Annotated in this window: 24 protein-coding genes; 16 read left to right on the forward strand and 8 right to left on the reverse strand. The window is 68.9% G+C overall.

The genetic code is table 11. From position 1 onward, the window contains the following. Positions 1-28 precede the first annotated feature (28 nt). The 3 genes from ACZ48Z_RS05280 to ACZ48Z_RS05290 all read right to left on the reverse strand — a co-directional run bounded on the left by ACZ48Z_RS05280 (position 29) and on the right by ACZ48Z_RS05290 (position 2396). Entirely contained in the window at positions 29-643 is a 615-nt protein-coding gene (locus tag ACZ48Z_RS05280; protein WP_468734407.1) for an FMN reductase, read from the reverse strand. Then, positions 640-1728 carry an LLM class flavin-dependent oxidoreductase gene (locus tag ACZ48Z_RS05285; RefSeq protein WP_468734408.1) on the reverse strand — a complete coding sequence of 363 codons (1089 nt, stop codon included), beginning with the start codon at positions 1726-1728 and terminating at the stop codon, positions 640-642. Before ACZ48Z_RS05285 ends, ACZ48Z_RS05280 begins: the two co-directional genes overlap by 4 nt. Before the next feature lie 197 nt (positions 1729-1925). Then, complete coding sequence (locus ACZ48Z_RS05290) at positions 1926-2396, reverse strand: hypothetical protein (RefSeq protein ID WP_468734409.1); 471 nt, start codon at positions 2394-2396, stop codon at positions 1926-1928. 130 nt (positions 2397-2526) lie between these two features. Between ACZ48Z_RS05290 and ACZ48Z_RS05295 the strand changes: the two genes are divergently transcribed. The 4 genes from ACZ48Z_RS05295 (at position 2527) to ACZ48Z_RS05310 (ending at position 4773) form a co-directional block, all read left to right on the forward strand. Continuing rightward, positions 2527-2862, forward strand: a complete 336-nt coding sequence (locus tag ACZ48Z_RS05295; protein WP_468734410.1) for a YnfA family protein — start codon at positions 2527-2529, stop codon at positions 2860-2862. Between the two features lie 100 nt (positions 2863-2962). After that, a complete protein-coding gene (locus tag ACZ48Z_RS05300) occupies positions 2963-3739 on the forward strand; it encodes an SDR family NAD(P)-dependent oxidoreductase (protein WP_468734411.1) in 777 nt (258 codons plus the stop codon). Continuing rightward, on the forward strand, positions 3736-3870 hold the full coding sequence (locus ACZ48Z_RS05305) for a hypothetical protein (RefSeq protein ID WP_468734412.1): 135 nt from the start codon (positions 3736-3738) through the stop codon (positions 3868-3870). Before ACZ48Z_RS05300 ends, ACZ48Z_RS05305 begins: the two co-directional genes overlap by 4 nt. A 189-nt stretch (positions 3871-4059) precedes the next feature. After that, entirely contained in the window at positions 4060-4773 is a 714-nt protein-coding gene (locus tag ACZ48Z_RS05310; RefSeq protein WP_468734413.1) for an alpha/beta hydrolase family protein, read from the forward strand. 56 nt (positions 4774-4829) lie between these two features. Here ACZ48Z_RS05310 and ACZ48Z_RS05315 read toward each other — a convergent pair whose 3' ends face one another. Next, on the reverse strand, positions 4830-6023 hold the full coding sequence (locus ACZ48Z_RS05315; protein WP_468734414.1) for an RtcB family protein: 1194 nt from the start codon (positions 6021-6023) through the stop codon (positions 4830-4832). A 204-nt stretch (positions 6024-6227) separates the two neighbouring features. Here ACZ48Z_RS05315 and ACZ48Z_RS05320 point away from each other — a divergent pair, with 204 nt between their 5' ends. From ACZ48Z_RS05320 to ACZ48Z_RS05330, 3 genes are all read left to right on the forward strand, one after another. Further along, positions 6228-7061, forward strand: coding sequence for a DUF3558 domain-containing protein (locus tag ACZ48Z_RS05320; protein WP_468734415.1), 834 nt, complete (start codon positions 6228-6230; stop codon positions 7059-7061). Positions 7062-7179: 118 nt separating this feature from the next. Further along, positions 7180-8094, forward strand: coding sequence for a DUF3558 domain-containing protein (locus tag ACZ48Z_RS05325; RefSeq protein ID WP_468734416.1), 915 nt, complete (start codon positions 7180-7182; stop codon positions 8092-8094). A gap of 104 nt (positions 8095-8198) precedes the next feature. Further along, positions 8199-9491: a DUF2637 domain-containing protein gene (locus tag ACZ48Z_RS05330; RefSeq protein ID WP_468734417.1), complete on the forward strand. Its 1293-nt coding sequence runs from the start codon at positions 8199-8201 to the stop codon at positions 9489-9491. Positions 9492-9559: 68 nt separating this feature from the next. Here ACZ48Z_RS05330 and lysS read toward each other — a convergent pair whose 3' ends face one another. Next, the gene (gene lysS, locus ACZ48Z_RS05335) at positions 9560-11305 is read right to left on the reverse strand and encodes a lysine--tRNA ligase (protein ID WP_468734418.1); all 1746 of its coding nucleotides are present in this window, start codon (positions 11303-11305) and stop codon (positions 9560-9562) included. A 189-nt stretch (positions 11306-11494) separates the two neighbouring features. Between lysS and argS the strand changes: the two genes are divergently transcribed. Next, on the forward strand, positions 11495-13252 hold the full coding sequence (gene argS / locus ACZ48Z_RS05340; RefSeq protein ID WP_468734419.1) for an arginine--tRNA ligase: 1758 nt from the start codon (positions 11495-11497) through the stop codon (positions 13250-13252). 1 nt (position 13253) lies between these two features. Here argS and ACZ48Z_RS05345 read toward each other — a convergent pair whose 3' ends face one another. Both ACZ48Z_RS05345 and ACZ48Z_RS05350 read right to left on the reverse strand, forming a co-directional pair. Next, entirely contained in the window at positions 13254-14543 is a 1290-nt protein-coding gene (locus ACZ48Z_RS05345) for a serine/threonine-protein kinase (RefSeq protein ID WP_468734420.1), read from the reverse strand. Between the two features lie 56 nt (positions 14544-14599). After that, positions 14600-16528 carry a P-loop ATPase, Sll1717 family gene (locus ACZ48Z_RS05350; RefSeq protein WP_468734421.1) on the reverse strand — a complete coding sequence of 643 codons (1929 nt, stop codon included), beginning with the start codon at positions 16526-16528 and terminating at the stop codon, positions 14600-14602. A gap of 448 nt (positions 16529-16976) precedes the next feature. On the opposite strand from ACZ48Z_RS05350, the gene ACZ48Z_RS05355 reads away from it, so the two are divergent. Beyond that, on the forward strand, positions 16977-17357 hold the full coding sequence (locus tag ACZ48Z_RS05355) for a hypothetical protein (protein ID WP_468734422.1): 381 nt from the start codon (positions 16977-16979) through the stop codon (positions 17355-17357). 180 nt (positions 17358-17537) lie between these two features. On the opposite strand, the gene ACZ48Z_RS05360 is transcribed toward ACZ48Z_RS05355, so the two are convergent. Continuing rightward, a complete protein-coding gene (locus tag ACZ48Z_RS05360; protein WP_468734423.1) occupies positions 17538-17945 on the reverse strand; it encodes an ATP-binding protein in 408 nt (135 codons plus the stop codon). A 113-nt stretch (positions 17946-18058) separates the two neighbouring features. Here ACZ48Z_RS05360 and ACZ48Z_RS05365 point away from each other — a divergent pair, with 113 nt between their 5' ends. The 7 genes from ACZ48Z_RS05365 to ACZ48Z_RS05395 all read left to right on the forward strand — a co-directional run bounded on the left by ACZ48Z_RS05365 (position 18059) and on the right by ACZ48Z_RS05395 (position 23477). Next, positions 18059-18886 carry a helix-turn-helix domain-containing protein gene (locus ACZ48Z_RS05365; RefSeq protein WP_468734473.1) on the forward strand — a complete coding sequence of 276 codons (828 nt, stop codon included), beginning with the start codon at positions 18059-18061 and terminating at the stop codon, positions 18884-18886. After that, a complete protein-coding gene (locus ACZ48Z_RS05370) occupies positions 18883-19068 on the forward strand; it encodes a DUF397 domain-containing protein (protein WP_468734424.1) in 186 nt (61 codons plus the stop codon). Before ACZ48Z_RS05365 ends, ACZ48Z_RS05370 begins: the two co-directional genes overlap by 4 nt. Positions 19069-19127: 59 nt before the next feature. Next, positions 19128-19946, forward strand: a complete 819-nt coding sequence (locus ACZ48Z_RS05375) for a DUF4253 domain-containing protein (protein ID WP_468734425.1) — start codon at positions 19128-19130, stop codon at positions 19944-19946. Between the two features lie 16 nt (positions 19947-19962). Further along, positions 19963-20460 (forward strand): hypothetical protein, encoded by a 498-nt coding sequence (locus tag ACZ48Z_RS05380; protein WP_468734426.1) that lies wholly within the window; start codon positions 19963-19965, stop codon positions 20458-20460. Between the two features lie 9 nt (positions 20461-20469). Beyond that, positions 20470-21384, forward strand: coding sequence for a LysR family transcriptional regulator (locus ACZ48Z_RS05385; protein WP_468734427.1), 915 nt, complete (start codon positions 20470-20472; stop codon positions 21382-21384). Between the two features lie 120 nt (positions 21385-21504). Further along, positions 21505-22665, forward strand: coding sequence for a CaiB/BaiF CoA transferase family protein (locus ACZ48Z_RS05390; RefSeq protein ID WP_468734428.1), 1161 nt, complete (start codon positions 21505-21507; stop codon positions 22663-22665). Positions 22666-22685: 20 nt separating this feature from the next. Beyond that, positions 22686-23477 carry a crotonase/enoyl-CoA hydratase family protein gene (locus ACZ48Z_RS05395; protein ID WP_468734429.1) on the forward strand — a complete coding sequence of 264 codons (792 nt, stop codon included), beginning with the start codon at positions 22686-22688 and terminating at the stop codon, positions 23475-23477. Position 23478: the final 1 nt, after the last annotated feature.

Genomic DNA, 23478 nt, shown 5'->3' on the forward strand with positions numbered 1-23478 from the left:
GTTTCCCCTCAGTACCGGGCCGTCGGGCTCAGACCCGCAGCGCCGCCAGCCGCTCCTCGAACGGCACCACCTCGGCGAACCCGCCGCCCGCGCCCGGAGTGCGCGCGGCCGGCGGCCGCCCCGCCGACAGCCCGGTCATCAGCCGCGCCAGTTCCCCGGCGGCCCGCTCGATCCGCCCGTCCAGCCCCTCGGCGCCCCAGTCCTCCGAGGCCGCGTACACGCCGGTCGGCACGACGACGGCCTTCAGATGGGCGAAGAGCGGCCGCAGCGCGTGGTCCAGCACGAGGGAGTGCCGGGCCGTCCCGCCGGTCGCCGCGATCAGCACCGGCTTCCCGGCCAGCGCGTCCGGCTCCAGCACATCGAAGAACGACTTGAACAGCCCGCTGTACGACGCCGAGAACACGGGCGTGACGACGATCAGCCCATCGGCCCCGGTCACCGCCTCCTGAGCGGCGGCCAGCGCACGGCCCGCGAACCCGTTGGTGAAGTTGTGCGCGATGTCGACGGCGAGTTCCCGCAGCTCAACGACGTGCACCTCCACCGCACCCTCGGCCGCCCGTCCCACGGCCGCGGCCAGCCGGTCCCCCAGCAGCCGTGTGGACGAGGGCACGCTCAGCCCCGCGGAGACGACGACGAGCTTCATACGGCGGCCTCCTTGCGGGCGGCGGTGAGCAGGGAAGCGTGGGTGGGAGCGTCCGGCACCCCGGCCGGCCGGCCCACCGCGAACTCCTTGCGCAGCACGGGCACGACCTCCTCGCCGAGCATGTCGAGCTGCTCCAGGACGGTCTTCAGGGGCAGTCCGGCGTGGTCCACGAGGAACAGCTGGCGCTGGTAGTCCCCGGCGTACTCGCGGAACTTCAGCGTCTTCTCGATGACCTGCTCGGGGGAGCCCACGGTCAGCGGGGTCTGGTCGGTGAAGTCCTCCAGGGAGGGCCCGTGCCCGTACACGGGGGCGACGTCGAAGTAGGGGCGGAACTCGCGCACCGCGTCCTGGGAGTTCTTCCGCATGAACACCTGACCGCCGAGCCCGACGATCGCCTGCTCGGCCGTTCCGTGCCCGTAGTGGGCGTACCGGGCGCGGTACAGCTCGACCATCTGCTTGGTGTGGTCGGCCGGCCAGAAGATGTTGTTGTGGAAGAACCCGTCGCCGTAGTAGGCGGCCTGCTCGGCTATCTCGGGCGAGCGGATCGAGCCGTGCCAGACGAAGGGTGCGACCCCGTCCAGCGGCCGGGGCGTGGACGTGAAGCCCTGGAGCGGGGTCCGGAACTTCCCCTCCCAGTCGACGACGTCCTCGCGCCACAGCCTCCGCAGCAGCGCGTAGTTCTCGATCGCCAGGTTGATGCCCTGGCGGATGTCCTGCCCGAACCACGGATACACCGGCCCGGTGTTGCCGCGGCCCATCATGAGGTCCACCCGGCCGTCGGCCAGGTGCTGGAGCATCGCGAAGTCCTCGGCGATCTTCACCGGGTCGTTGGTGGTGATCAGCGTGGTGGAGGTGGAGAGGACCAGCTTCTCGGTCCGCGCCGCGATGTACCCGAGCATGGTCGTCGGCGACGACGGCACGAAGGGCGGGTTGTGGTGCTCACCGGTCGCGAAGACGTCGAGCCCGACCTCCTCGGCCTTCAGCGCGATGGCGACCATGGCCTTGATGCGCTCGCGCTCGGTCGGCGTACGGCCCGTCGTCGGGTCCGGCGTGACATCACCGACGCTGAAGATCCCGAACTGCATGGTCGCTCACCCTCCAGGTTGTTGACGGTTAAACTATAACCGCATGCCCGGAGAACGAAGACCCGTCCTCGCCTATTCCGCAACGGCGTCCGGCGCATGCCGGACGCCCCGCGACGAAAGCACCTGTGATCACCGTGCGGCCGGCACGCGCACGGTCGACCCCCGCCACCGCCCGCCGTGCGCCCCTGCGGCCCGCCTCAGAAGTAGTACTCGTCCCCGCTGTCCAGGACGAGCACCCGCTGCCGGTCGTTCTCCCGGTTCCGGTCCACCGTGCCGCCGTTCCACACCGTGTCGATCTCCAGCAGCACCTCCGACGGCACCCCCAGCAACCGCACCCGCATCTGCACCCGCTCCCCCACCTCGTCCGCGGCCAGCGCCCCCACCCGGCACAGCACCACCCGCTCCTCCGCCCGCGCACACCCGTCCGGCAGCGTCTGCCGGTCCACCAGCGGCTCGGACCACCTCAACCGCACCGTCGCGTCCGGTACGGCGGCGGGCCCGTGGTTGCGCGGCGTGAACCGTACGTCCACCCGCCCACCGGACATGGACGCGGCCCCGTGATACGCCAGATCCGCCTCGGGCCCCCCGACGGCGACCGCCGTACCCCCACCCACCACCGCGACAACCGCAACCGCAGCCACCGCACCCCGCACCGCAGACACCCGCATGCCACCCACTCCTCGCTCCAGCCGCCCGAACCGCCGTGGTCGCATGGATGTATCCCACGTACGGCGCACGACAGGCGCCCTCCATCAGGTGACTCGGGCCCCGGCGACCCGGCATGCGAAGCTGACCGGCATGTTCGTAGCCCGCTCCGCCGCCCTCTTCGTCGTGGCCGCCCTCTTCGAGATCGGCGGCGCCTGGCTGGTCTGGCAGGGCGTACGGGAGCACCGCGGCTGGATGTGGACCGCGGGCGGAGTCCTCGCCCTCGGCGCCTACGGGTTCGTCGCCACCTTCCAGCCCGACGCCCACTTCGGCCGCATCCTCGCCGCGTACGGCGGCATCTTCGTGGCCGGCTCGATCCTCTGGGGCATGGCAGCGGACGGCTACCGCCCCGACCGCTGGGACATCGCGGGCGCGCTGATCTGCCTCGCGGGCATGGCCGTGATCATGTACGCCCCGCGCGGCGACTGACAGGCCCGGCGGGCCCGTGCCACGGACCGGCTCCGGGCGCGGCCACGAAGATGCCTATCCTGACGGGAAGCCCGTCACCCGAACGTCCGAGGAGCAGCCCATGGCCCCCGCCGCACCGTCCGCCGCCTCCCGCATCGCCGTCGTCACCGGTGCGAGCAGCGGAATCGGCGCGGCGACCGCCCGGCAGCTCGCCGCGGCCGGCTACCGCGTCGTCCTGACCGCCCGCCGCAAGGACCGTATCGAGGCGCTCGCCGAGGAGATCAACACGGCGGGCCACCAGGCGACGGCCTACCCGCTGGACGTGACGGACCGGGCCGCGGTCGACGAGTTCGCCTCCGCCTTCAAGACGATCGGCGTCCTCGTCAACAACGCCGGCGGAGCCCTCGGCGCCGACCCGGTCGCGACCGGTGACCCGGCCGACTGGCGCACGATGTACGAGACGAACGTCATCGGCACCCTGAACCTCACCCAGGCCCTGCTCCCCAAGCTCGACGCGAGCGGCGACGGCACGATCGTCGTCGTCTCCTCCACGGCGGGCCACGGCACCTACGAGGGCGGCGGCGGCTATGTCGCCGCCAAGCACGGCACCCACGTCCTCGCCGAGACCCTCCGCCTGGAGATCGTCGGCCGCCCGGTCCGCGTCATCGAGATCGCACCCGGCATGGTCAGGACCGACGAGTTCGCCCTGACCCGCTTCGGCGGCGACCAGGAGAAGGCCGCGAAGGTCTACCAGGGGGTGGCCGAACCCCTCACGGCCGACGACGTGGCCGACACCATCACCTGGGCGGTCACCCGCCCCAGCCACGTCAACGTCGACCTCCTGGTCCTGCGCCCCCGCGCCCAGGCCTCCAACACCAAGGTCCACCGAGACCTGTGAGCGGACCCGAGAAGGACAGGAAGGACCCCCACGACGAACGCCACATGTGGTGGTGGCTCGCCTACTTCCTCTTCGGCATCCACATCGTCGCCTTCGTCATGATCTACGCGGTCATGCACGCCCCGAAGTGAGCGGAAAACAAAGGGCGTTGCGACGCCCTCACTGCTAACTTACGAGCGAGACCGTGACGACACCGCGAGGAGGTGAGACCCATGAACGCTGTATCCCTGTGGGTGCTCCCCCCGGCTTCACGGTCCGGCGACTGACATCAGGTGTCGCCGGGAGCGCCTCGACAAAGGCACTCCCGAAAGGCCACACCAATGAACAACGACATCCGCGAACGCGACTTCACCGTAGGTGAGGTCCCCGGCGTTCTCTGGTCCCCCGCATCCGCCCCCGAGGGCGCTCCCCTGATCCTGATGGGCCACGGCGGCGGCAACCACAAGAAGTCCCCGGCCATGACAGGCCGCGCCGAACTCCTGGTGACCGCCGGCTTCCACGTCGCCGTCATCGACGCCCCCGGCCACGGCGACCGTCCGCGCAGCGCACACGACGAAAAGGAGATCGCTGAGCTCTACCGGGCCCGCGAGGCAGGCGAACCGGAGGGCCCGATCGTCGTCCGCTACAACGCGCACCTGGCGGAACTCGCCGTACCGGAATGGCAGTCGACCCTGGACACCCTCCAGAAACTCCCGGAGATCGGCCCGGACGCCCCGGTCGGCTACTACGGCATCAACATGGGCACGGCCATCGGAGTCCCCTTCGTCGCGGCCGAACCCCGCATCAGGGCAGCGGTCTTCGGCCAGCACTGGCCCGACGCCCTCACCGAACACGCGCGACGGATCACCGTCCCGGTCGAGTTCGCCATGCAGTGGCACGACGAGCACATCCCCCGCGAATCCGCCCTGGCCCTGTTCGACGCGTTCGCCTCAAAGGAGAAAACCCTCCACGCCAACGCAGGCACCCACAAGGAACTCCCCCGCTTCGAGGCAAACAGCGCGGTCCACTTCTTCGTCCGCCATCTGACCGCCTGACCCGGCAGTGACAAGTGAGGCCCCCGGTTTCCGCCGGGGGCCTCACCCGTCACAGCTCAGCCCTTCACACACACGACCTGCTTCAGCTTCGCCACGACCTCCACCAGGTCCCGCTGCTGGTCGATGACCTGGTCGATCGACTTGTAGGCACCCGGGATCTCGTCCACGACGCCGGAGTCCTTACGGCACTCCACGCCCCGCGTCTGCTCCTCCAGGTCCCGTGTCGAGAACCGCCGCTTGGCCGCGCTGCGGCTCATTCGCCGACCCGCCCCGTGGGAGGCCGAGTTGAAGGCCTTCTCGTTGCCGAGGCCCTTCACGATGTACGAGCCGGTACCCATCGAGCCGGGGATGATGCCGTACTCCCCGGCGCGGGCGCTGATCGCTCCCTTGCGGGTGACGAGCAGGTCCATGCCCTCGTACCGCTCGCGGCTCACGTAGTTGTGATGGCAGCTCACCTCGGGCTCGAAGGCCACCTTCGCCTTCTTGAACTCCTTGCGGAGCACGTCCTTGAAGAGGGCCATCATGATCGACCGGTTGTACTTGGCGTACTCCTGGGCCCAGTAGAGGTCGTTCTGGTAGGCCGCCATCTGCGGGGTGTCCGCGATGAAGACCGCGAGGTCCCGGTCGATCAGCCCCTGGTTGTGCGACAGCTTCTGGGCGATGCCGATGTGGTGTTCGGCCAGTTCCTTGCCGATGTTCCGGGAACCGGAGTGCAGCATGAGCCAGATCGATCCGTCATCACTAATGCACACTTCTGCGAAGTGATTTCCGGATCCGAGCGTTCCCATCTGCTTTTCTGCACGATCATGACGGAATTTGACCGCCTCCGCCACCCCGTCGAACCGCCCCCAGAAGTCGTCCCACCCCCCGGTCGCGAACCCGTGCAGTCGTCCCGGCTCGACGGGGCTGTCGTGCATGCCCCGCCCCACCGGGATCGCCTGCTCGATCTTCGACCTGAGCCGGGACAGGTCCCCCGGCAGATCGTTCGCCGTGAGCGACGTCTTCACCGCCGACATCCCGCAGCCGATGTCCACACCCACCGCCGCAGGGCACACCGCACCCTGCATCGCGATGACGGAGCCGACCGTCGCGCCCTTGCCGTAGTGGACGTCCGGCATGACGGCGAGGCCCTTGATCCACGGCAGGGTCGCGACGTTGCGCAGCTGCTGCAGGGCGCCGTCCTCGACGCTCGCCGGGTCGGTCCACATTCTGATCGGGACCTTGGCGCCCGACATCTCCACGTACGACATTTCGTCCTCTATCCCCCGGAAACAAACAGAAGTCTCATAGCGCAAAACCGGCGCCAAGATCGACGTATGGGACGACGGACCGGCGTTCACGGCAGTGCGTGCGATACACATTGTCCTCAGGGGACGCCCCCGTGCGGCAAGTGATTAACCTGCGGGGACACTGTGATCCCCACGAGTCGGAGACATTCCGAGAGGAGCCCCACCGTGCAGCGGAAGGCCTACGTACCCGGCGTCGCCGCCCTCCTCGCGGCGCTGTTGGCCGGCTGCACCGGCAGCTCGGGCAACGACGGCACGACGGACGACGCGAACCCCGGCGACGCGGGCACCGCCACCTCTGTCGCCCAGCCCGGCAAGTACGGCACGCTCCCGGAGCCCTGCGGTGCGGTCGGTCAGAGCAGCCTGGACGTGCTGCTGCCCGGTATCAAGGAGATCACCGACGCGAACCAGCGCACCCTGGCCTACGAGGGCGACGCGACGCTGACCTACGACACGGACCGCAAGGTGGGCTGCCGTTGGAAGGTCGAGGCCGCGGACGCCACCGAGTACCTGTCGGTCGACTTCGAGCGTGTGGTGTCGTACGACAACGCGGTCAGCGACGACAGTCAGGCGCAGCAGATCTTCGCGCAGATCGAGGACAAGGCGGATCTGCCGGTGACGGCGACGTCGAGTGCCGTTTCGGATGTGGAGGAGAGCGGCACGAGCAGTGCGTCGGCGAGTCCGACGGCGTCCTCGTCGCCCACGGCCGGTGGGTCGGCCTCCTCTTCGCCGAGTGGTTCGTCCTCCGGGACTCCGTCCGATCTGCAGCCCCGTCTGCTGGACGATCTCGGCGACGAGGCGTTCCTGGACGACGTGTTGAGCGGGTCCGGTTCGACGGCTCAGCAGCGCAAGGTGACTGTGGCGTTCCGCACGTCCAACGTGATCGTGACGATCGAGTACGAGGAGCAGCCGACGTCGGTCGGCGTCACGCCGGACAGCAAGGAAATGCAGGACAACGCCCGGAAACTGGCTTCTCAGCTGGCCGGGTCGCTGTCCGGTTGAGGGCTCTCCACACTCCTTTCACCTGTGCGCACCAAGGATTCGAAGCTGGACCTCACAGGTTCCTCACCGCGTACGGTGGCCCCTCGGACCCGATCCGACGGCAGGAACCACAAGCGTCATGAGTGAAGGAACCATGCAGCGACGAGCAGAGCGTGACCAGGGTGCCCAGCGAGCGAAGCGTTTTCACCGCGTCCTTGTTGGCGTGGCCGCAGTCCCCGTGATGCTGATCGCAGCCGGCTGCTCCTCCGACTCCGGCAGCGACAGCGGCAGCGGCAGCTCCGCCGACGGCAAGGTCGCGGACGGTGGCGCTTCGGCGTCGGCTTCCGTGAGTGCCGCGCCCACGGTGCAGGCGGCGGCGTACAAGTCACTTCCCGAGTCGTGCGGGGTGTTGTCGGCGAAGACGTTGAAGTCGCTGGTCCCGGAGGCTCCGAAGTCGGGCAAGAAGGGCACGTCGGAGGCGGGGACGCGCGGGAGTTGTTCCTGGAGCAGCCTCGACAACAACGGTGTGAAGGGTTCCCAGTTCCGCTGGCTGAACGTGTCGTTGCTCCGCTTCGAGTCGGACACTTCGCGCGGTACGGGTGAGACGCAGGCGCAGAAGTACTACGAGCAGCAGATCCAGGATGCCCAGTCGGTGGCCGGTGCGAAGAACACCAAGTCGCAGGCGGTGTCGGGCGCGGGTGACGCGGCGACGCTGGTGCGGTACGACCTGAAGAAGAAGGAAGGCTCCTTCAAGCAGCAGACGGTCGTCACGCGCGTGGAGAACGTCGTGGTCACGGTCGACTACAACGGCGCGGGTCTGGCGGGTGAGAAGGCGCCGGGTGCGGATGCTCTCGCGAAGCTGGCGGAGAAGGCCGCGAGCGAGGTGGTGGCCTCGGTGTCGGCGGCGAACGGCAAGGGTGCGGTGAGTCCGGCGCCGTCGACGTCGCCTTCCAAGTCCGCGTCGAAGTCCGCGTCCCCTTCCGCGTCCCCGTCGAAGTCGGCACCGGCGTCGAAGTCCGCGTCTCCGTCCAAGTCGGCCGCGAAGAAGAGCTGAAGCAGAGCTGACGGCCTGTACCGGCCACCCGTGCGCAGCACATATGTGCCACTCTGTTGCGCGCAACAACACGTACGGCGAGGGGAGTACGGGTGTCCGCGCCCATGCAGCTGACTCGAACACACCGCATGCTCATCGGCGTGGTCGTGTTCGGTGCCGTGATCATCGCAGGCATCGGCTTCGCGGGGTCCTATGCGGCCGTCCGTGAGCTCGCCCTCAAAAAGGGCTTCGGGAACTTCAGTTATGTCTTCCCGATCGGTATCGACGCGGGTATCTGTGTCCTGCTGGCCCTGGACCTGCTGCTGACGTGGATCCGCATACCGTTCCCGCTGCTGCGTCAGACGGCCTGGCTGCTGACGGCGGCGACGATCGCCTTCAACGGCGCGGCGGCCTGGCCGGATCCGCTGGGCACGGGCATGCACGCGGTGATCCCGGTGCTGTTCGTGGTGGCGGTGGAGGCGGCCCGTCACGCGATCGGCCGGATGGCGGACATCACGGCGGACAAGCACATGGAGGGCGTACGGCTCACCCGCTGGCTGCTCTCTCCGGTGCCCACGTTCCTGTTGTGGCGTCGGATGAAGCTGTGGGAGCTGCGTTCCTACGAGCAGGTCATCAAGCTGGAGCAGGAGCGTCTGGTGTACCGGGCCCGTCTGCACTCCCGTTTCGGCCGTGCCTGGCGCCGCAAGGCTCCGGTGGAGAGCCTGATGCCGCTCCGTCTGGCGCGTTACGGGGTCCCGCTGGCGGAGACGGCCCCGGCGGGTCTGGCGGCGGCCGGTATCGAGCCGGCGCTGCTGCCTCCGGTGCACCGGACCGCCGTGGACGCGGCCGGGACCTCGGGTCCCCGTGCCGTCGAGGCGTCGCCCGTGCCCCCGAGGGCCGTGCCCTACGACGAGCAGCGCCCCGGACCCGACAACGCGCCCGAGGCGTTCGATCCGGAGCAGAGCCCTTGGTTCGAGGCGCCCAGGCAGGTCGAGTACCAGGGGGGCTACAACCCCAACTACGACCCGCAGGAGCAGTACGAGAGCTGGTACGAGGAGCAGCTGGAGGCGGAGCAGTACGAGCTCCAGCAGATCCAGTACGAGGAGCCGCCCGGGCAGCCCGGCCCGAACCCGGTTCCGAGTCCCTCGATGGAGGAGACGGGCAGCTTCCGCATCCCGGTGGCCGGTGGCCGTACCCGTGAGATGGGTGAGGGTGGTGGTCCCCCGGAGCCGACCGAGGAGGACTTCTACCAGGTGTTCAAGAAGTCGATAGACGGCAGCTATCCCTCTCCCGGCCAGCTCAGGGGTGATGTGGAGGCGACGTTCGGTACGGCGCTTCCCCAGCGTGAGGCCGAGCGCATGGTCAAGCGGTTCACCAACCGTCACACGGCGGAACTGCAGGAGGACCACATCGCCTGAGGCAGGCGAAGCTGGCATGTGAAAGGGGCCCCCGTCCGCGGACGGGGGCCCCTTTCACATGCCGTCTGTCACTGTCCGAGCAGCGCCCGGACCCGTTCCTGTCCCACGGCGAGCAGCAGTGTGGGCAGTCGCGGTCCGGTGTCCCGCGAGACCAGCAGCTGGTACAGCAGGGCGAAGAACGTGCGCTGGGCGGTCTTGATCTCGGCCGGCAGTTCCTTGGGGGTCGCGTCGGCGGAGAACCCGGCCTGCACCTTGGGCACGCCGTAGACGAGGTGGGTGAGCCCGTCGAGCGACCAGTTCGCGGCGAGCCCGTCCAGCAGCAGCCGGAGCGACTGCTGGGTGGCCTCGTCGAGGGACTTCAGCAGCTCGGCGTCGGCCTCCTCGCGCACGATGGTCCGCTGGTCGGCGGGCACCTGGGTGTTGATCCACGCCTCGGCCTTGTCGTACCGCGGCCGGACCTCGTCCAGTGCGCCCAGCGGGTGCGAGGGGTCCAGTTCGCTGAGGATCCGCAGCGCCTGGTCGCCGTGTCCGGCGGTGATGTCGGCGACGGACGCGAGCGTCCGGTACGGCAGGGGACGGGGCGTGGTCGGCAGCGCGCCGCCCGCGGTGCGTACCGCGCGGGAGTGCGCGGCGACGTCGGCCGGGAGAGCGGCCCCCTCGGCGACCTTGGCGTCGAGCTTGTCCCACTCGTCGTAGAGGCGCTGGATCTCCTGGTCGAAGGCGATCTTGAAGGACTGGTTGGGCCTGCGGCGGGCGTAGAGCCAGCGCAGCAGCTGCGGTTCCATGATCTTCAGGGCGTCGCCGGGGGTGGGGACCCCGCCCTTGGAGGACGACATCTTGGCCATCCCGGAGATCCCGACGAACGCGTACATCGGCCCGATGGGCTGCTTGCCGCCGAAGATCCCGACGATCTGTCCGCCGACCTGGAAGGAGGACCCGGGAGAGGAGTGGTCGACGCCGGAGGGCTCGAAGACGACACCCTCGTAGGCCCACCGCATGGGCCAGTCGACCTTCCAGACCAGCTTGCCGCGGTTGAACTCGTTCAGCCGGACGGTCTCGGCGAACCCGCAGGCGTTGCAGGTGTACGACAGCTCGGTCGTGCCGTCGTCGTAGGAGGTGACGGTGGTGAGGTCCTTCTCGCAGTTGCCGCAGTAGGGCTTGTACGGGAAGTACCCGGCGGAGCCGGAGGACCCGTCGTCCTCAGCGGCCGCGCCGGACCCCTCGGCGGCCTCGACCTCTGCCTCGTCGACGGGCTTCTGCTGCTTCTTCCCGGCGGCCGGGGCCTTCTTGGTCCGGTACTGGTCGAGGATCGCGTCGATGTCCCCGCGGTGCGCCATGGCGTGCAGGATCTGCTCGCGGTAGACGCCGGAGGTGTACTGCGCGGTCTGGCTGATCCCGTCGAACTCGACGCCGAGTTCGGCGAGCGCGTCGACCATGGCGGCCTTGAAGTGCTCGGCCCAGTTCGGGTACGACGACCCCTTCGGCGCGGGCACGGAGGTCAGCGGCTTGCCGATGTGCTCGGCCCACGAGTCGTCGATCCCGGTGATCCCGGCGGGCACCTTGCGGTACCGGTCGTAGTCGTCCCAGGAGATGAGGTGCCGCACCTGGAGTCCCCGGCGCCGGATCTCGTCGGCGACGAGGTGGGGCGTCATGACCTCGCGCAGGTTGCCCAGGTGGATCGGGCCGGACGGGGACAGCCCGGAGGCGACGACCACGGGTTTGCCGGGGGCCCGACGCTCCGACTCCTCGATGACCTCATCCGCGAAACGGGAGACCCAGTCGGTGGTCTCGGTGCTCTGACCCACGATCGGCACGTCCTTCTTTCTGGCTTGGGCAGCGTGAAAGGGCTGCGCCCTCAGTCTAGGCGGCGCAGCCGCCTGCCTGGGGGCGCGGGGAACTGCGCGACCGGCCCCCACCGGCCCGCGGCCAAAAAAACCGCTACACCCCCCATGGGATACTGACCGTGTCCATCTGATCCCCCGAGGAGAACGGCACCCACTCCCATGGCCCCGGTCACGCCCCTCAGCGACGCCGTCAACCAGCACCTCACCTCCGCCATCTCCGCCACCCTGCCGGAGGCACCCGCGGACCCCCTGCTGCGACGTAGCGACCGGGCCGACTTCCAGGCGAACGGCATCCTGGCGCTCGCCAAGAAGGCCAAGGCGAACCCGAGGGACCTGGCGGCGCAGGTCGTCTCCCGGATCACCACCGGTGACCTGATCAAGGACATCGAGGTCTCCGGCCCCGGCTTCCTGAACGTGACGCTGACCGACAGGGCGATCACGGAGAACCTCGCGGCCCGGTACGCCGACGCGGACAGGTTGGGCGTCCCCCTCGCGGAGCGGCCCGGCACCACGGTCGTCGACTACGCCCAGCCGAACGTGGCGAAGGAGATGCACGTCGGCCACCTGCGGTCCGCGGTGATCGGCGACGCGCTGCGCGCGATGCTCGACTTCACCGGCGAGAAGACGATCGGCCGGCATCACATCGGCGACTGGGGCACCCAGTTCGGCATGCTGATCCAGTACCTGTTCGAGAACCCCGGTGAGCTGGCCCCGGCTCAGGAAGTCGACGGCGAGCAGGCCATGTCGAACCTGAACCGGGTCTACAAGGCGTCCCGCACGGTCTTCGACTCGGACGAGGAGTTCAAGGAGCGGGCCCGGAAGAGGGTCGTGGCCCTCCAGTCCGGCGACAAGGAGACGCTCGAACTCTGGCAGCAGTTCGTGGACGAGTCGAAGGTCTACTTCTACTCCGTCTTCGAGAAGCTGGACATGGAGATCCGCGACGAGGAGATCGTCGGCGAGTCCGCGTACAACGAGGGCATGCCCGAGACCGCCCGCCTCCTGGAGGAGATGGGCGTCGCGGTCCGCTCCGAGGGCGCGCTGGTCGTCTTCTTCGACGAGATCCGCGGCAAGGACGACCAGCCGGTCCCGCTGATCGTGCAGAAGGCCGACGGCGGCTTCGGCTACGCGGCGAGCGACCTGACGGCGATCAGGAACCGCGTCGTCGACCTGCACGCGACGACGCTCCTCTACGTCGTGGACGTACGCCAGTCGCTCCACTTCAAGATGGTCTTCGAGACGGCCCGCCGGGCCGGCTGGCTGACCGACGGTGTCACCGCGCACAACATGGGCTACGGCACGGTGCTCGGCGCGGACGGCAAGCCGTTCAAGACGCGTGAGGGCGAGACGGTGAAGCTGGAGGACCTGCTGGACGAGGCGGTCCAGCGGGCCGCCGAAGTCGTGCGCGAGAAGGCGCTGGACCTCACCGAGGACGAGATCCAGGAGCGGGCCGCGCAGGTGGGCATCGGCGCGGTGAAGTACGCCGACCTGTCGACGTCCCCCAGCCGCGACTACAAGTTCGACCTGGACCAGATGGTCTCGCTGAACGGCGACACGTCCGTGTACCTCCAGTACGCGTACGCCCGTATCCAGTCGATCCTGCGCAAGGCGGGAGAGGTACGGCCGGCCGCCCACCCGGAGCTCGAACTTGCCGAGGCGGAGCGGGCGTTGGGCCTGCACCTGGACGCGTTCGGCGACACGGTATTCGAGGCGTCGGCGGAGTACGCACCGCACAAGCTGGCCGCGTACCTCTACCAGCTGGCCTCTCTGTACACGTCGTTCTACGACAAGTGCCCGGTGATCAAGCCGGCCCCGCCGAAGGACGTCGCGGAGAACCGTCTGCTCCTGTGCGACCTCACGGCCCGGACCCTGCACCGGGGAATGGCGCTGCTGGGGATCAGGACGCCCGAGCGCCTCTGAGCTAGGCGATGTGGTCCTCCTGCAGTTCGGCCGTGTGACGGTTGGTGAAGCGTTTGATCATGCGAAGCGCGTCGTCCGGCGGGAGCACGGTGTCGAACAGCTCCTTCACGTTCGCGCTGAACTGGTTCGGCGTGGGGTAGCTGCCGTCTATCGACATCCTGAACACCTGGTAGTAGTCCTCCTCGGACATCGGCGCGGGGATCTTCTCGATCTCCGCGCCGATGTCCTCGGTGCGCCGGACAAGGATCTCCAGCTCGCGTCTGACTTTCGCGACCATGCGCTTGGACTCACGGATCGTCTCCGCTTTGGCCGCCTCGGCCTCCGTGACGATCCGCACGGCCTCCGTCCGCGCCGCCCTCAAGAACCGTCCGGAGACACCGAGGGCATGCCCCAGCTCTGGTTCGGCGATGTCCAGGATGTCTCCGCCGGGCGGCATCAGGGCGTGCTCGACGAGGATGGTGACCAGAGCCTCGTGGACGGCCGCTGCGCTGTCCGGCCGGTCCTCGGGATTCTTGGCGAGGAGCTGGAGGATGAGGTCGTTCAGCGGGGCGGGAAGGTCTTGGCGCCGCGCGCGGGGCGGGACCGGGGTGTCGTCGATCTGCATCCGGAGTACGGCCCACTGCGTGGAGCTGGTGAAAGGTGGCGCCCCTGTCACGGCGTGGTAGAGCAGGCATCCCAGGGAGTAGAGGTCGCTGCGGTGGTCGATCTCCCGGAGGCCCTGGACCTGTTCGGGGGACATGTACATCGGTGAGCCGAGCGGCGCCCCGGTGACCGTGAGATCGCGGGCCCCGATGGTCTCGCCCATGAACTTGGCGACCCCGAAGTCGAGGACCTTCACCGTCCCCTCGTCGGTGAGGAGCACGTTCGCGGGCTTGATGTCCCGGTGGACGACCCCTTGGCGGTGTGCGGCGTCCAGCGCCTGGGCGATCTGCGCGGCCCAGGCGACGGCGAGTGCCCAGGGCAGCACGGTGTCCTTGAGCCGCTTGCCGAGCGGTATGCCCCGCACGAGTTCCATGACGAGGTAGAGGGTCTCGCGCCCGCCGTCGACCTGGACTTCTCCCCAGTCGTGCACGGTCACGATGTTCTGGTGACACAGCCTCCCCGCCAGCTGCACCTCGCGCTGGAACCGGGCCTGTGTCTCGGCCTCCCCCATGCCGTGCTGCGGATGTACGACCTTCACGGCGACGTCCCGCCGCATCCGCACGTCCTCGGCAGCCCAGACCTGCCCCATGCCACCGGAGCCCAGCAGCCCGGTGATCCGGAACCGTCCGGCCACCACCTTGTTCAGCACCGGTCTACTCCCCCGTCGGCGGCCACTCCCACAAGTCCCTTACGAGTATGGCGCCTTCAGGGTCCGTTCGAGCTGCCCGAGCTGCCGTACGACCCGCCCGCCGAGCGCCGCAGCCGCCGTTCCTCCTCCTCCACGCGGCCGGCCACTTCGCCGATGCCTGTGCTCTCCTCCAGGCCGCTGGCGCGGAGTTGGGCCGCGAGGCCAGTGAGGTAGTGGGCGGTGGTGAGGAGGTAGTCGTCCACGTCGACGCCGACCGATGACGCGGCGCCCGGCGGGATGCCGTTGACCTCGTCCAGGAGTCGGTTGATCTGGACGGTGATCTCGTCGCGGATGTCCCGCGTCAGCCCGACCGCCCGTCCCACCTGCGCGAGGATCGAGTGGCAGGAGCGGGCGAGCTGCATGAGCAGCCGGTCGTCGCGGTTGAGGGAGGACGAACCCGAGCCGCCGGGGCCGAAGTTGCCCGCCGAGACGCGCGCGTCCACGTACTGGGGCTCGTAGCGCCGCAGGTCGAAGGCGGTGGTCGCGCCGAGCGCCGCCCGGAAGCAGGGGTGGACCTGGAACTCCGTCTCGTGCGGCTGGACCGGCAGCCCGTCGTCGCCCGCGTACACCACGTCGTTGCCGCGCCGCACCCCGAGGAACCCGGCCCCGAACAACACGTCGATGACCCCGGGGAGCGTCAATGCGTTGGCGTACGCCGGGAAGTCGTGGTGGAGGGTCTCGGCGGCCGCCTCGAAGCGGCGGGTGAGCGCGGCACGTGTGACGACGTACCCGGTGTTCTGGAAGAGCGGGAAGAGGTTGCGCAGGAAGGGGTGCGCAACCAGGTACTCCGAGGTCAGGTCCTTGAGTTTCCACTCCGAGAACTGCCGGCCCGCCTGTGCCACGTCCGCCTCGGTGATCCGGTGCCGCTCATGGTCCAGCCAGGCCTTCTCCTGGCACAGGTTGAGGAACTGGATGGCGTCACGGGGTCTCGGCAGACAGCGGCCGAAGAGATGCCCGGTGATCTCCTCCCCGCCCACCGACTGCGGGAACAGTTCCTTCCACAGCTGTTCCCCGGTCAGCTCCTCGCCGACCGACGCCCGGGCCCGCGCCAACGCGAGGTCCCGCAGGGCCTGTTCCGTCCAGGCGATCCTGAGCTCGTCCCCATGGAACTTGTCGCCCTCCCCGAAGGACAGCGAGTCGTAGATGTCGGCGCGCAGGAACAGCAGGAACCGCAGCGAGCGGCCGTACAGGCTCGCCGCGTGCTTGGCCGCCAGCAGCAGCCCGATCACCATGGAGTTGCTGTCCGGCTCGGCGGACCACACCTGTTCGAGCTGGTCGACCATGAGGAGGAGCGGCGGGTGTACGACGCCGTCGCACCCCAGGTCGGCGAAGGCCTGCGCCACGCCCAGCTCGACGATCTCCAACTGCCGTGCCGCGCGCGCCCCTTCGGACGGCGACTGGGCGAGATCCACGCTCGCCTTGACCCCGAACGCCTCAAGGGACAGGGACGTCTGCAATCCGCGTGCCCCCTGCGCCAGCCGCTCCACGAGCCGGCCGCCCCCGCCGGGCGCCTCGCCGTTCTGCTTGAGGAACCGCCCGAGCGCCTTCACCGAGTCGGTCTTGTGGCCGCCGTCGTGCGCACCCTTTGCGTGGTCGACGAGATACCTGGCCGCGTGCACGGCAAACACGTACCGCCAGATCAGCGCCTTGGCCGAGTCCCCTGGCAGCCCCTGCAACTCGAACCGCCGGATCTCCTCCCCGGCGGCCTCGTCGGGCGTGACGAGCACCTTTCCGCCCGCGTGCCCCGCATCCGACATCAACCGCATGCAGATGGCGCTCTTCCCGGACCCCTTGCGCCCGATGATCAGCATCTTGCGCCCGCTGAGCGCGCCCCGGTAAGCGGCGTTGGGCAGAAACCCCCCGCGCAGCAACAACCCCTCGGTCACGTCCCGTTCGGCGTCCTCACGTCCGAAGTGCAAGCGTGCGAGCAGCGGCTCGTCGGCCATGCCGTCCCCCTGTGTCGAGCGAACACCCACGTTAGCGGGAGCGACTGACACAGAGGCCTGGAACACCGTCGGGGACCACGATCAGGAGCTCAGCACGGCGAGCGGGAGGACGGAATCCCGCCATGCCCCTGCGGCCGGGGCCGCCTTCCGCATGCCCATGCCACAAAAGCGCAGAGTGACCAGGAAGGAAGTCCCTCGCTTCACCGGGCCCCCAGGAATGATCGGTTGTCCGCCGCCACCTCGGCTGCGATCGGATACCGGTTGCCACGCCCTCGGGAAATTCCCCTGTTCAGATGCCCGCAACGCCGTTGCCGACCATGCGTAGCGGAACGCCATCTCCCAGTAAGGCATTGGCGAGTACATGCCTAACTTGGCCAACTGGTGCCGGTTAGCGTCTCTTTCGCGCTGGATATCCCAGCAGACCAAACTCAGCAGGGGGATTCTTTTCATGCACATGAGAGCCAAGGTCATCACGACGATCGCGGCAGGGCTGCTGGCCGCCGCGGGAATGTCCGCACCGACCGCCGCGGCGGCGACGTCCACCGACCGGGACGCCCGCACAGCCGCATCCGACCGCATCGCCGCCAACACGTGGGTCTACACGTGGACCAGCGCGAACATCCGCAGCTGTGCCTCGACCAACTGCAGCATCAACTACACGGTGCCCGCCAACTACCAGCTCAGCGCCATCTGTTGGGCACACGGTCAGTACGTGAACCAGAACGGCGTCGCCCACGACAAGTGGGTCCTGCTCGGCTCGGGATCGAGCTGGATCTGGGGCGGCCTGCTGAAGGGGAACCAGACGGGCGGCGTACCCAACCAGTGCTGAACTCCACCTGAGTGACGAGTTCTCGCGCCGTTCGGGAGCCGAGTCAACAGGCACCGAAAAGGCGCCTTCGCCACCCGAGGCAAGCAACTCGTCGCACCGCGAAGGCCACCAGCTGCGCCCGCGTCCGAATGGGGCTCCGCTGGTGGCCTTTCCGTGTGGGGATTTCGAACCGTGCGCCGATCAGGGCGAAAGCTGACCGAACTCGCACCACACGGCCTTCCCGAGCGCCCGCTCCCGCACCCCCCACCTGTCACTCAGCGCGGCGACCAGCAGCAGGCCCCGCCCTCCCTCGTCCCCGTCGTGGACGATGCGCGGCACCCCTGGCCCGCTGTCGTGCACCTCCACGACCACCGCCCGCCCGTCGAACCGCAGAAGCAGCCTCAACTGGCGCCCCGGCGGCACCCCGTGCACCACCGCGTTGGTCACCAGCTCGCTCACGCACAGCAGCACGTCGGCGGCACGTTCGGTCCCGGCGACGCTCCAGCCGGCGAGCGTCTCGGCCGCGAACACCCTCGCGGCCGGGACGGATCGACGCTCGCGCCGGAAGAACCTCTCGCGCAGGAGGGGGAGTTGGATCGTCTCGTTCACCGGACGATCGTCGCGCAGAGTGACTAACGTTGATCACTCCGTGAACCCGTACAGATTTTTTGTACGGGCTCGTACCCGGTGACGTACGTATCCCGAGGGGGATTGAAAGCTTCATGAGCGCCAGGAAGCCGCCGCGGCCGAAAAACCTCACGTCCATGAAGATGCTGGGCAAACAACTCGGCACCGCCCGCCGCACCGCGGGCCACACCCAGACCGCCCTCGCCGACCTCGTCCGCGTCGACGAGGAGACCATCGCGTCGATCGAGCAGGGCCGCCGGACCCTGAAGCCGGACCTGGCCGCGCTGCTGGACGAAGTCCTGGACACGAAGGGGATGTTGGCGGCGGGGGTTGCCAACCTGCCGGACATCGACCAGTTCCCGATGTGGGCCGAGTTGTACATGGAGCATGAGCGGGAGGCCATTTCCCTTTCCTGGTACGACAACGCGGTCCTCCCCGGCCTTCTCCAGATCGACTCGTACGTCCGCGCCGTACTCCGCAATCGCGTTCCCGCATACGACGAGAGCGACATCGAGACGCGTACGGCGGCCCGCCTGGAACGTCAGGAGATCCTGCGTCGCAAGAACCCGCCGACGCTGAGCTTCATCGTGTGGGAGCCGGTGCTGCACATGCGGATCGGCGGGGAGGAGGTCTGGAGGGAGCAGCTGCGGCACCTGCAGACGGTGGCTGAATTGCCCTCCGTCTCACTCCAATTCCTGGGCCTGAACAGTCCGTACAACGCTGGTCTGAACGGCCCCTTCACCCTCCTCGAAACACCGGAACACCAGCATCTCGCATACACCGAGTCGCAACGCGGCAGCCAGTGGGTTTCCGACCCGGATGAGGTGTCCAGGCTGGCGCGCAAATATGCGATGCTGCGGACACAGGCCCTGGCCACACAGGACGCCAGTGACCTGCTCGACCGCTTGCTAGGAGAGCAATGAGCGCCGAAGCCCTTCACTGGTTCAAGTCGACCTACAGCGGCGACGAAGGCGGGCAGTGCGTCGAGATCGCCGCCTGCCCCCACACCATCCACATCCGCGACTCCAAGACCCCCGAAGCCACCGCCCCCACCCTCGCGGTCGCCCCCACCACCTGGACCGCTTTCACCTCCGCCCTGAAGTGACGGACCTGGTCCAACTCGCTGAACCCGCGTTGTCAGTGGCGGCCCCTACAGTCACTGGCATGGCGACTCTTCCCAACCCGCTGCCCACGCTGGCGACAGATCCAAGTGGGCGTTCCCTCGGACTCGGGCTCCCGCTAGGGAGACTGATCGACGCGACCGACGACGGCCCGTGGCACGAACCGCTGCTGTGGCATGCGGAGTACGCCGCGTCCTCCGGCGCATGGACCGCGCTGGGCACACCGGCGGCCCGAGCCGGGCTGCTGCCGGTGCTGTTGGACGTCGGCGGTACCCAGGGCGGGCCCGGGGAGTGGGAGTTGATGCCCGGGGAGATGTCGTACCCCGGCGATCACGACCCCGAAGAGGTGCTGGCGGGCTTCTGGGAGGAGTACGCCGACGACGAACTCGGCGCCGACGAGGAGTCCTTCAGCGAGACCTGGCCCGGTCTGGCCGAGGCCCCGGTCTCCCTCCCCGCCGACCCCGACACCCGGGCCGCGGAGACCGCCGACGCGCTCCTCGACGAGGGGTCCTGGTTCAAGGACCCGCGTCTTGCCCTGGTCCCGGCCCGCCGCAGCGCGGACATCCCGGCGGCGATCGGCTGGTCGGGCCCGCTGAACCACGAGAACGACGTGGCGCGCCTGTGTGCGGTGCTCCGCTCGTGGGAGGACCGCTTCGGCATACGGGTCGTCGCCCTCAGCTTCGACCACCTGGTGGTGTCGGTCGCCGCCCCGCCGACGACGCAGGAGGACGCGGAGGCCATCGCCGCGGAACACTTCGCGTTCTGCCCGGACAACATCACCCAGGGCTACCACGAGGCCCTGCGCGAGTACGCCGAGCACGCGGTCCTCGGACAGCGCGTGTGGTCCTTCTGGTGGGACTGATCCCGGGAGAGAGTCCGTGAGCAGCATCAAACCGTCGTGGTCCGAGCGTGAGCTGCCGGCCTTCTTCAAGAAGTGGCGGACCGACTGGAAGGACGAGGATCTCGCCCCGGACAACTACCTCGACTTCGAGGGCGGCCTGCGCTTCGTGCTCGCCGCGGCCTGGCTGTTCTGCCCCGAGACGGTCGAGTACCGCGGTTGTGTGTTCCTCAAGGAGCGCTTCCGTCAGCCCACTGTCGACGACTGGTTCACGAAGCTGAGTGAGGAGCGGAACCGTATTGAAGTCGTCGTCAATCACGTCGAGTTGTGGGGCATCTTCAACAACACCGCCCTGACGGACGACGACAGGCTCGGGGAGGAGCTGCCCCAGCTCGCCCTGGCGCTCGGAGAGTGCTGGCAGGGGGTCCTCTCCTCGCGCTACCCGGATCGCGAGATCATCGTCGAGGTGAGCGACGAGGAGGACGGCTCCTACGGTCCGACCGTGAGCTTCTGGACCTCGACAGGCAAGGACAGGTAAGTCACCACCGTGGAAATGCTGCACCTGCGCTACTTCGTGGCCGTCGCCGAGGAACTGAACTTCACCGCCGCGGCGCGCAGACTCCACATGTCGACGCCGCCGCTGAGCCGGCGGATCAAGGACCTGGAGCACGAGATCGGGCACCGGCTCTTCGACCGCAGCACCCACCACGTCCGGCTCACCCCGGCCGGCACGGCCCTGCTGCCGATCGCCCGGGATGTGCTGGAACAGGTCAACTCCATCCCGTGGCGGCTGAGCGAGGCGACGCGGCCGCAGCGCAGGACGGCGTTCCTGGGGATGCCCGAGGGAGTCCACCCGGACCTGCGTGAACGGGTCAACGCCCTCACCGAGCGGGTGCGGGAGCGGTTCGAGATCAAGCGCTGGCCCGGCGCCACCGCCGACCTGGTCACCGCGGTGCGCGACGGCCGCCTCGCGCTGACGCTGGCCCGGCTCCCGGTCGCCGGTCCCGAGCTGGAGCGGCTGACGGTGATGTCGGAGCGGCTCGGCGCGGTCGTACCGGCGGACCGGTTCGCCGGGCGGGAGGCGATCGCGCTGGCCGAGCTGACCGACCTCCCCTACGCGGCCTCGCCCGCGGAGATCACTCCCGCGTACTTCGACCAGCTCGACCGCCAATTGTCGGAGCTCGGGGTGAAGAAACGCATAAAGCTCACCAACACGGGGTTCGGGGCGTCCGCCGAGGTGATTTCATCGGGTCTCGCATTCTCCATTTCGATGCTGGACGAGAAAAGCCCGATACACGGTTACCGAATGGACAACGTGGCCGTTCTCCCCTTCACGGATTTCCACCCCCGTCTGGAGACCGCCCTGCTCTGGAACCGTGAGCGCGCCGACGAGGACTGCGGTGACCTGGTAGAACTCGTCGAGGCCGCCCGCGAGATCTTCAGCGAACCTCTGCGCAATTAGCGGTCCACAACGGCATGACCGCTGTGGTCATACCGTTGTTCGCATCATGATCATTCCGTTTCTCTTCCTTCGCGACTAGCTTCGATTTCAGGCAACGAAGCAAGTGCGAAAGGACGAGCGATGACGGACACCAACACCCCCACCGGCCCCCTGGACGGTGTGCGCGTAATCGACCTCTCGACCGTCGTGATGGGCCCGTACGCCGCCCAGATCCTCGGGGACCTCGGCGCCGACGTGATCAAGATCGAGTCGCCCGCGGACACCGTGCGCGTCGGCCAGTACCGGACCACCCCCGGCATGACCCCGCTCAACCTCAACGTCAACCGCAACAAGCGCAGCGTCGTGCTCAACCTCAAGGACGCCGCCGAGCGCGACCAGGCGCTCGAACTGATCGACACCGCGGACGTGCTCATCACCAACATGCGCCCGAACGCGCTGGGCCGCCTCGGCCTGACCTACGACGACGTCGCCCGGCGCAACCCGGGCCTGGTCTACGCACACGCCCAGGGCTTCCGCAGCGACTCCGACCGGGCCGGCGACGCCGCCTACGACGAGACCGTGCAGGCCTCCTCCGGTCTCGTCGACATCGCCGACCGGGCCCTGGGCCGGCCGGTGTACCTGCCGACCATCCTCGCCGACAAGGTCTCCTCGCTGACCATCGCGTACAGCGTGCTCGCCGCGCTGCTGCACCGGAACAGCACCGGGCAGGGCCAGCGCGTCGAGATCCCGATGACGGACACGATGATCGCCTTCAACCTGGTCGAGCACCTCTCCGGGCACGTCTACGAGCCGGCACAGGGCACCACGGGCTTCCCGCTGTCGATGACGAAGGGGCACCGAGCCGTCCGTACCAAGGACGGGCTCGCCTGTGTGATCCCCTACAACCCACAGAACTTCCGCGACTTCTTCGCCGCCGCGGGCCGGGCCGACCTGGCCGCCGACCCGCGCGTCAACGGCGAGGCCATCGCCACCGACGACCACGAGGCCCTGTCCGAGCTCGTCGACGAGTGCGCCCCCGCGCTGACCACCGCCGAGTGGAACGAGGTGTGCTCCAAGCACAGCATCCCGATGGCACCGGTGCTGGAGCTGGACCGCGCGCACGAGGACGAGTACGTCCGCGACGGCCACCTGCTCGACACGGTCGAGCACCCGACCGAGGGCGCGATCCGCACCGTGGGCATCCCGGTGCACTTCTCCGCCACCCCCGGCTCGATCCGCCGCCTCGCACCCGTCGCGGGCCAGGACACCGCGGACGTCCTCGCCGAACTTGCCACCCGATGACGGAAGGCGGAACAACCCACATGAGCACCACCGAAGCGAGCACAGACGTACGCGCCGAAGTACGCACCGAACGCATCGGCTCGACCCTCCTGATCACGATCGACCGCCCGCAGGCCCGCAACGCCGTCAACGCCGCCGTAGCCGCACGCCTCGCCGCCGCACTGGACGAACTCGAAGCCGACCCCGCGCTCCGCGTGGGTGTCCTGACCGGTGCGGAGGGCACCTTCAGCGCAGGCATGGACCTCAAGGCCGCCCTGCGCGGCGAGTCCCCCGAGATCGAGGGCCGGGGCTTCGGCGGTCTCACCGAGACCGCGCTGACGAAGCCGCTGATCGCCGCGGTGGAGGGCTGGGCCATGGGCGGCGGGTTCGAACTCGCTCTGGGCTGCGACCTGATCGTGGCCGCCGAGGACGCGAGGTTCGGCCTTCCCGAGGTCAGGCGCGGCCTGATCGCCGCGGGCGGCGGAGTGATCCGGCTGCCGAAGCGCATCCCGTACCACCTGGCGATGGAGTTCCTGCTGACCGGCGAACCGGTGGACGGCCGCCGGGCCGGCGAACTGGGCCTGGCCAACCGGGTCACCGCCAAGGGCGAGGCCGCGGCCGTGGCCCTCCGACTCGCCGAACAGCTCGCGCTGAACGCCCCGTTGGCGCTGGCCGCGGTCAAGCAGATCGTGCGCGCCGCCGACGGAGCCCCCGAGCCCGACGCCTTCGCAGCCCAACGCGAGGAGATGCGGACCCTGATGGCCACGGCCGACGTCCGCGAGGGCATGACCGCCTTCGCCGAGCGCCGCGCCCCGCGCTGGACGGGGAAGTGAC

The organism is Streptomyces sp. NPDC031225 (assembly GCF_055570355.1).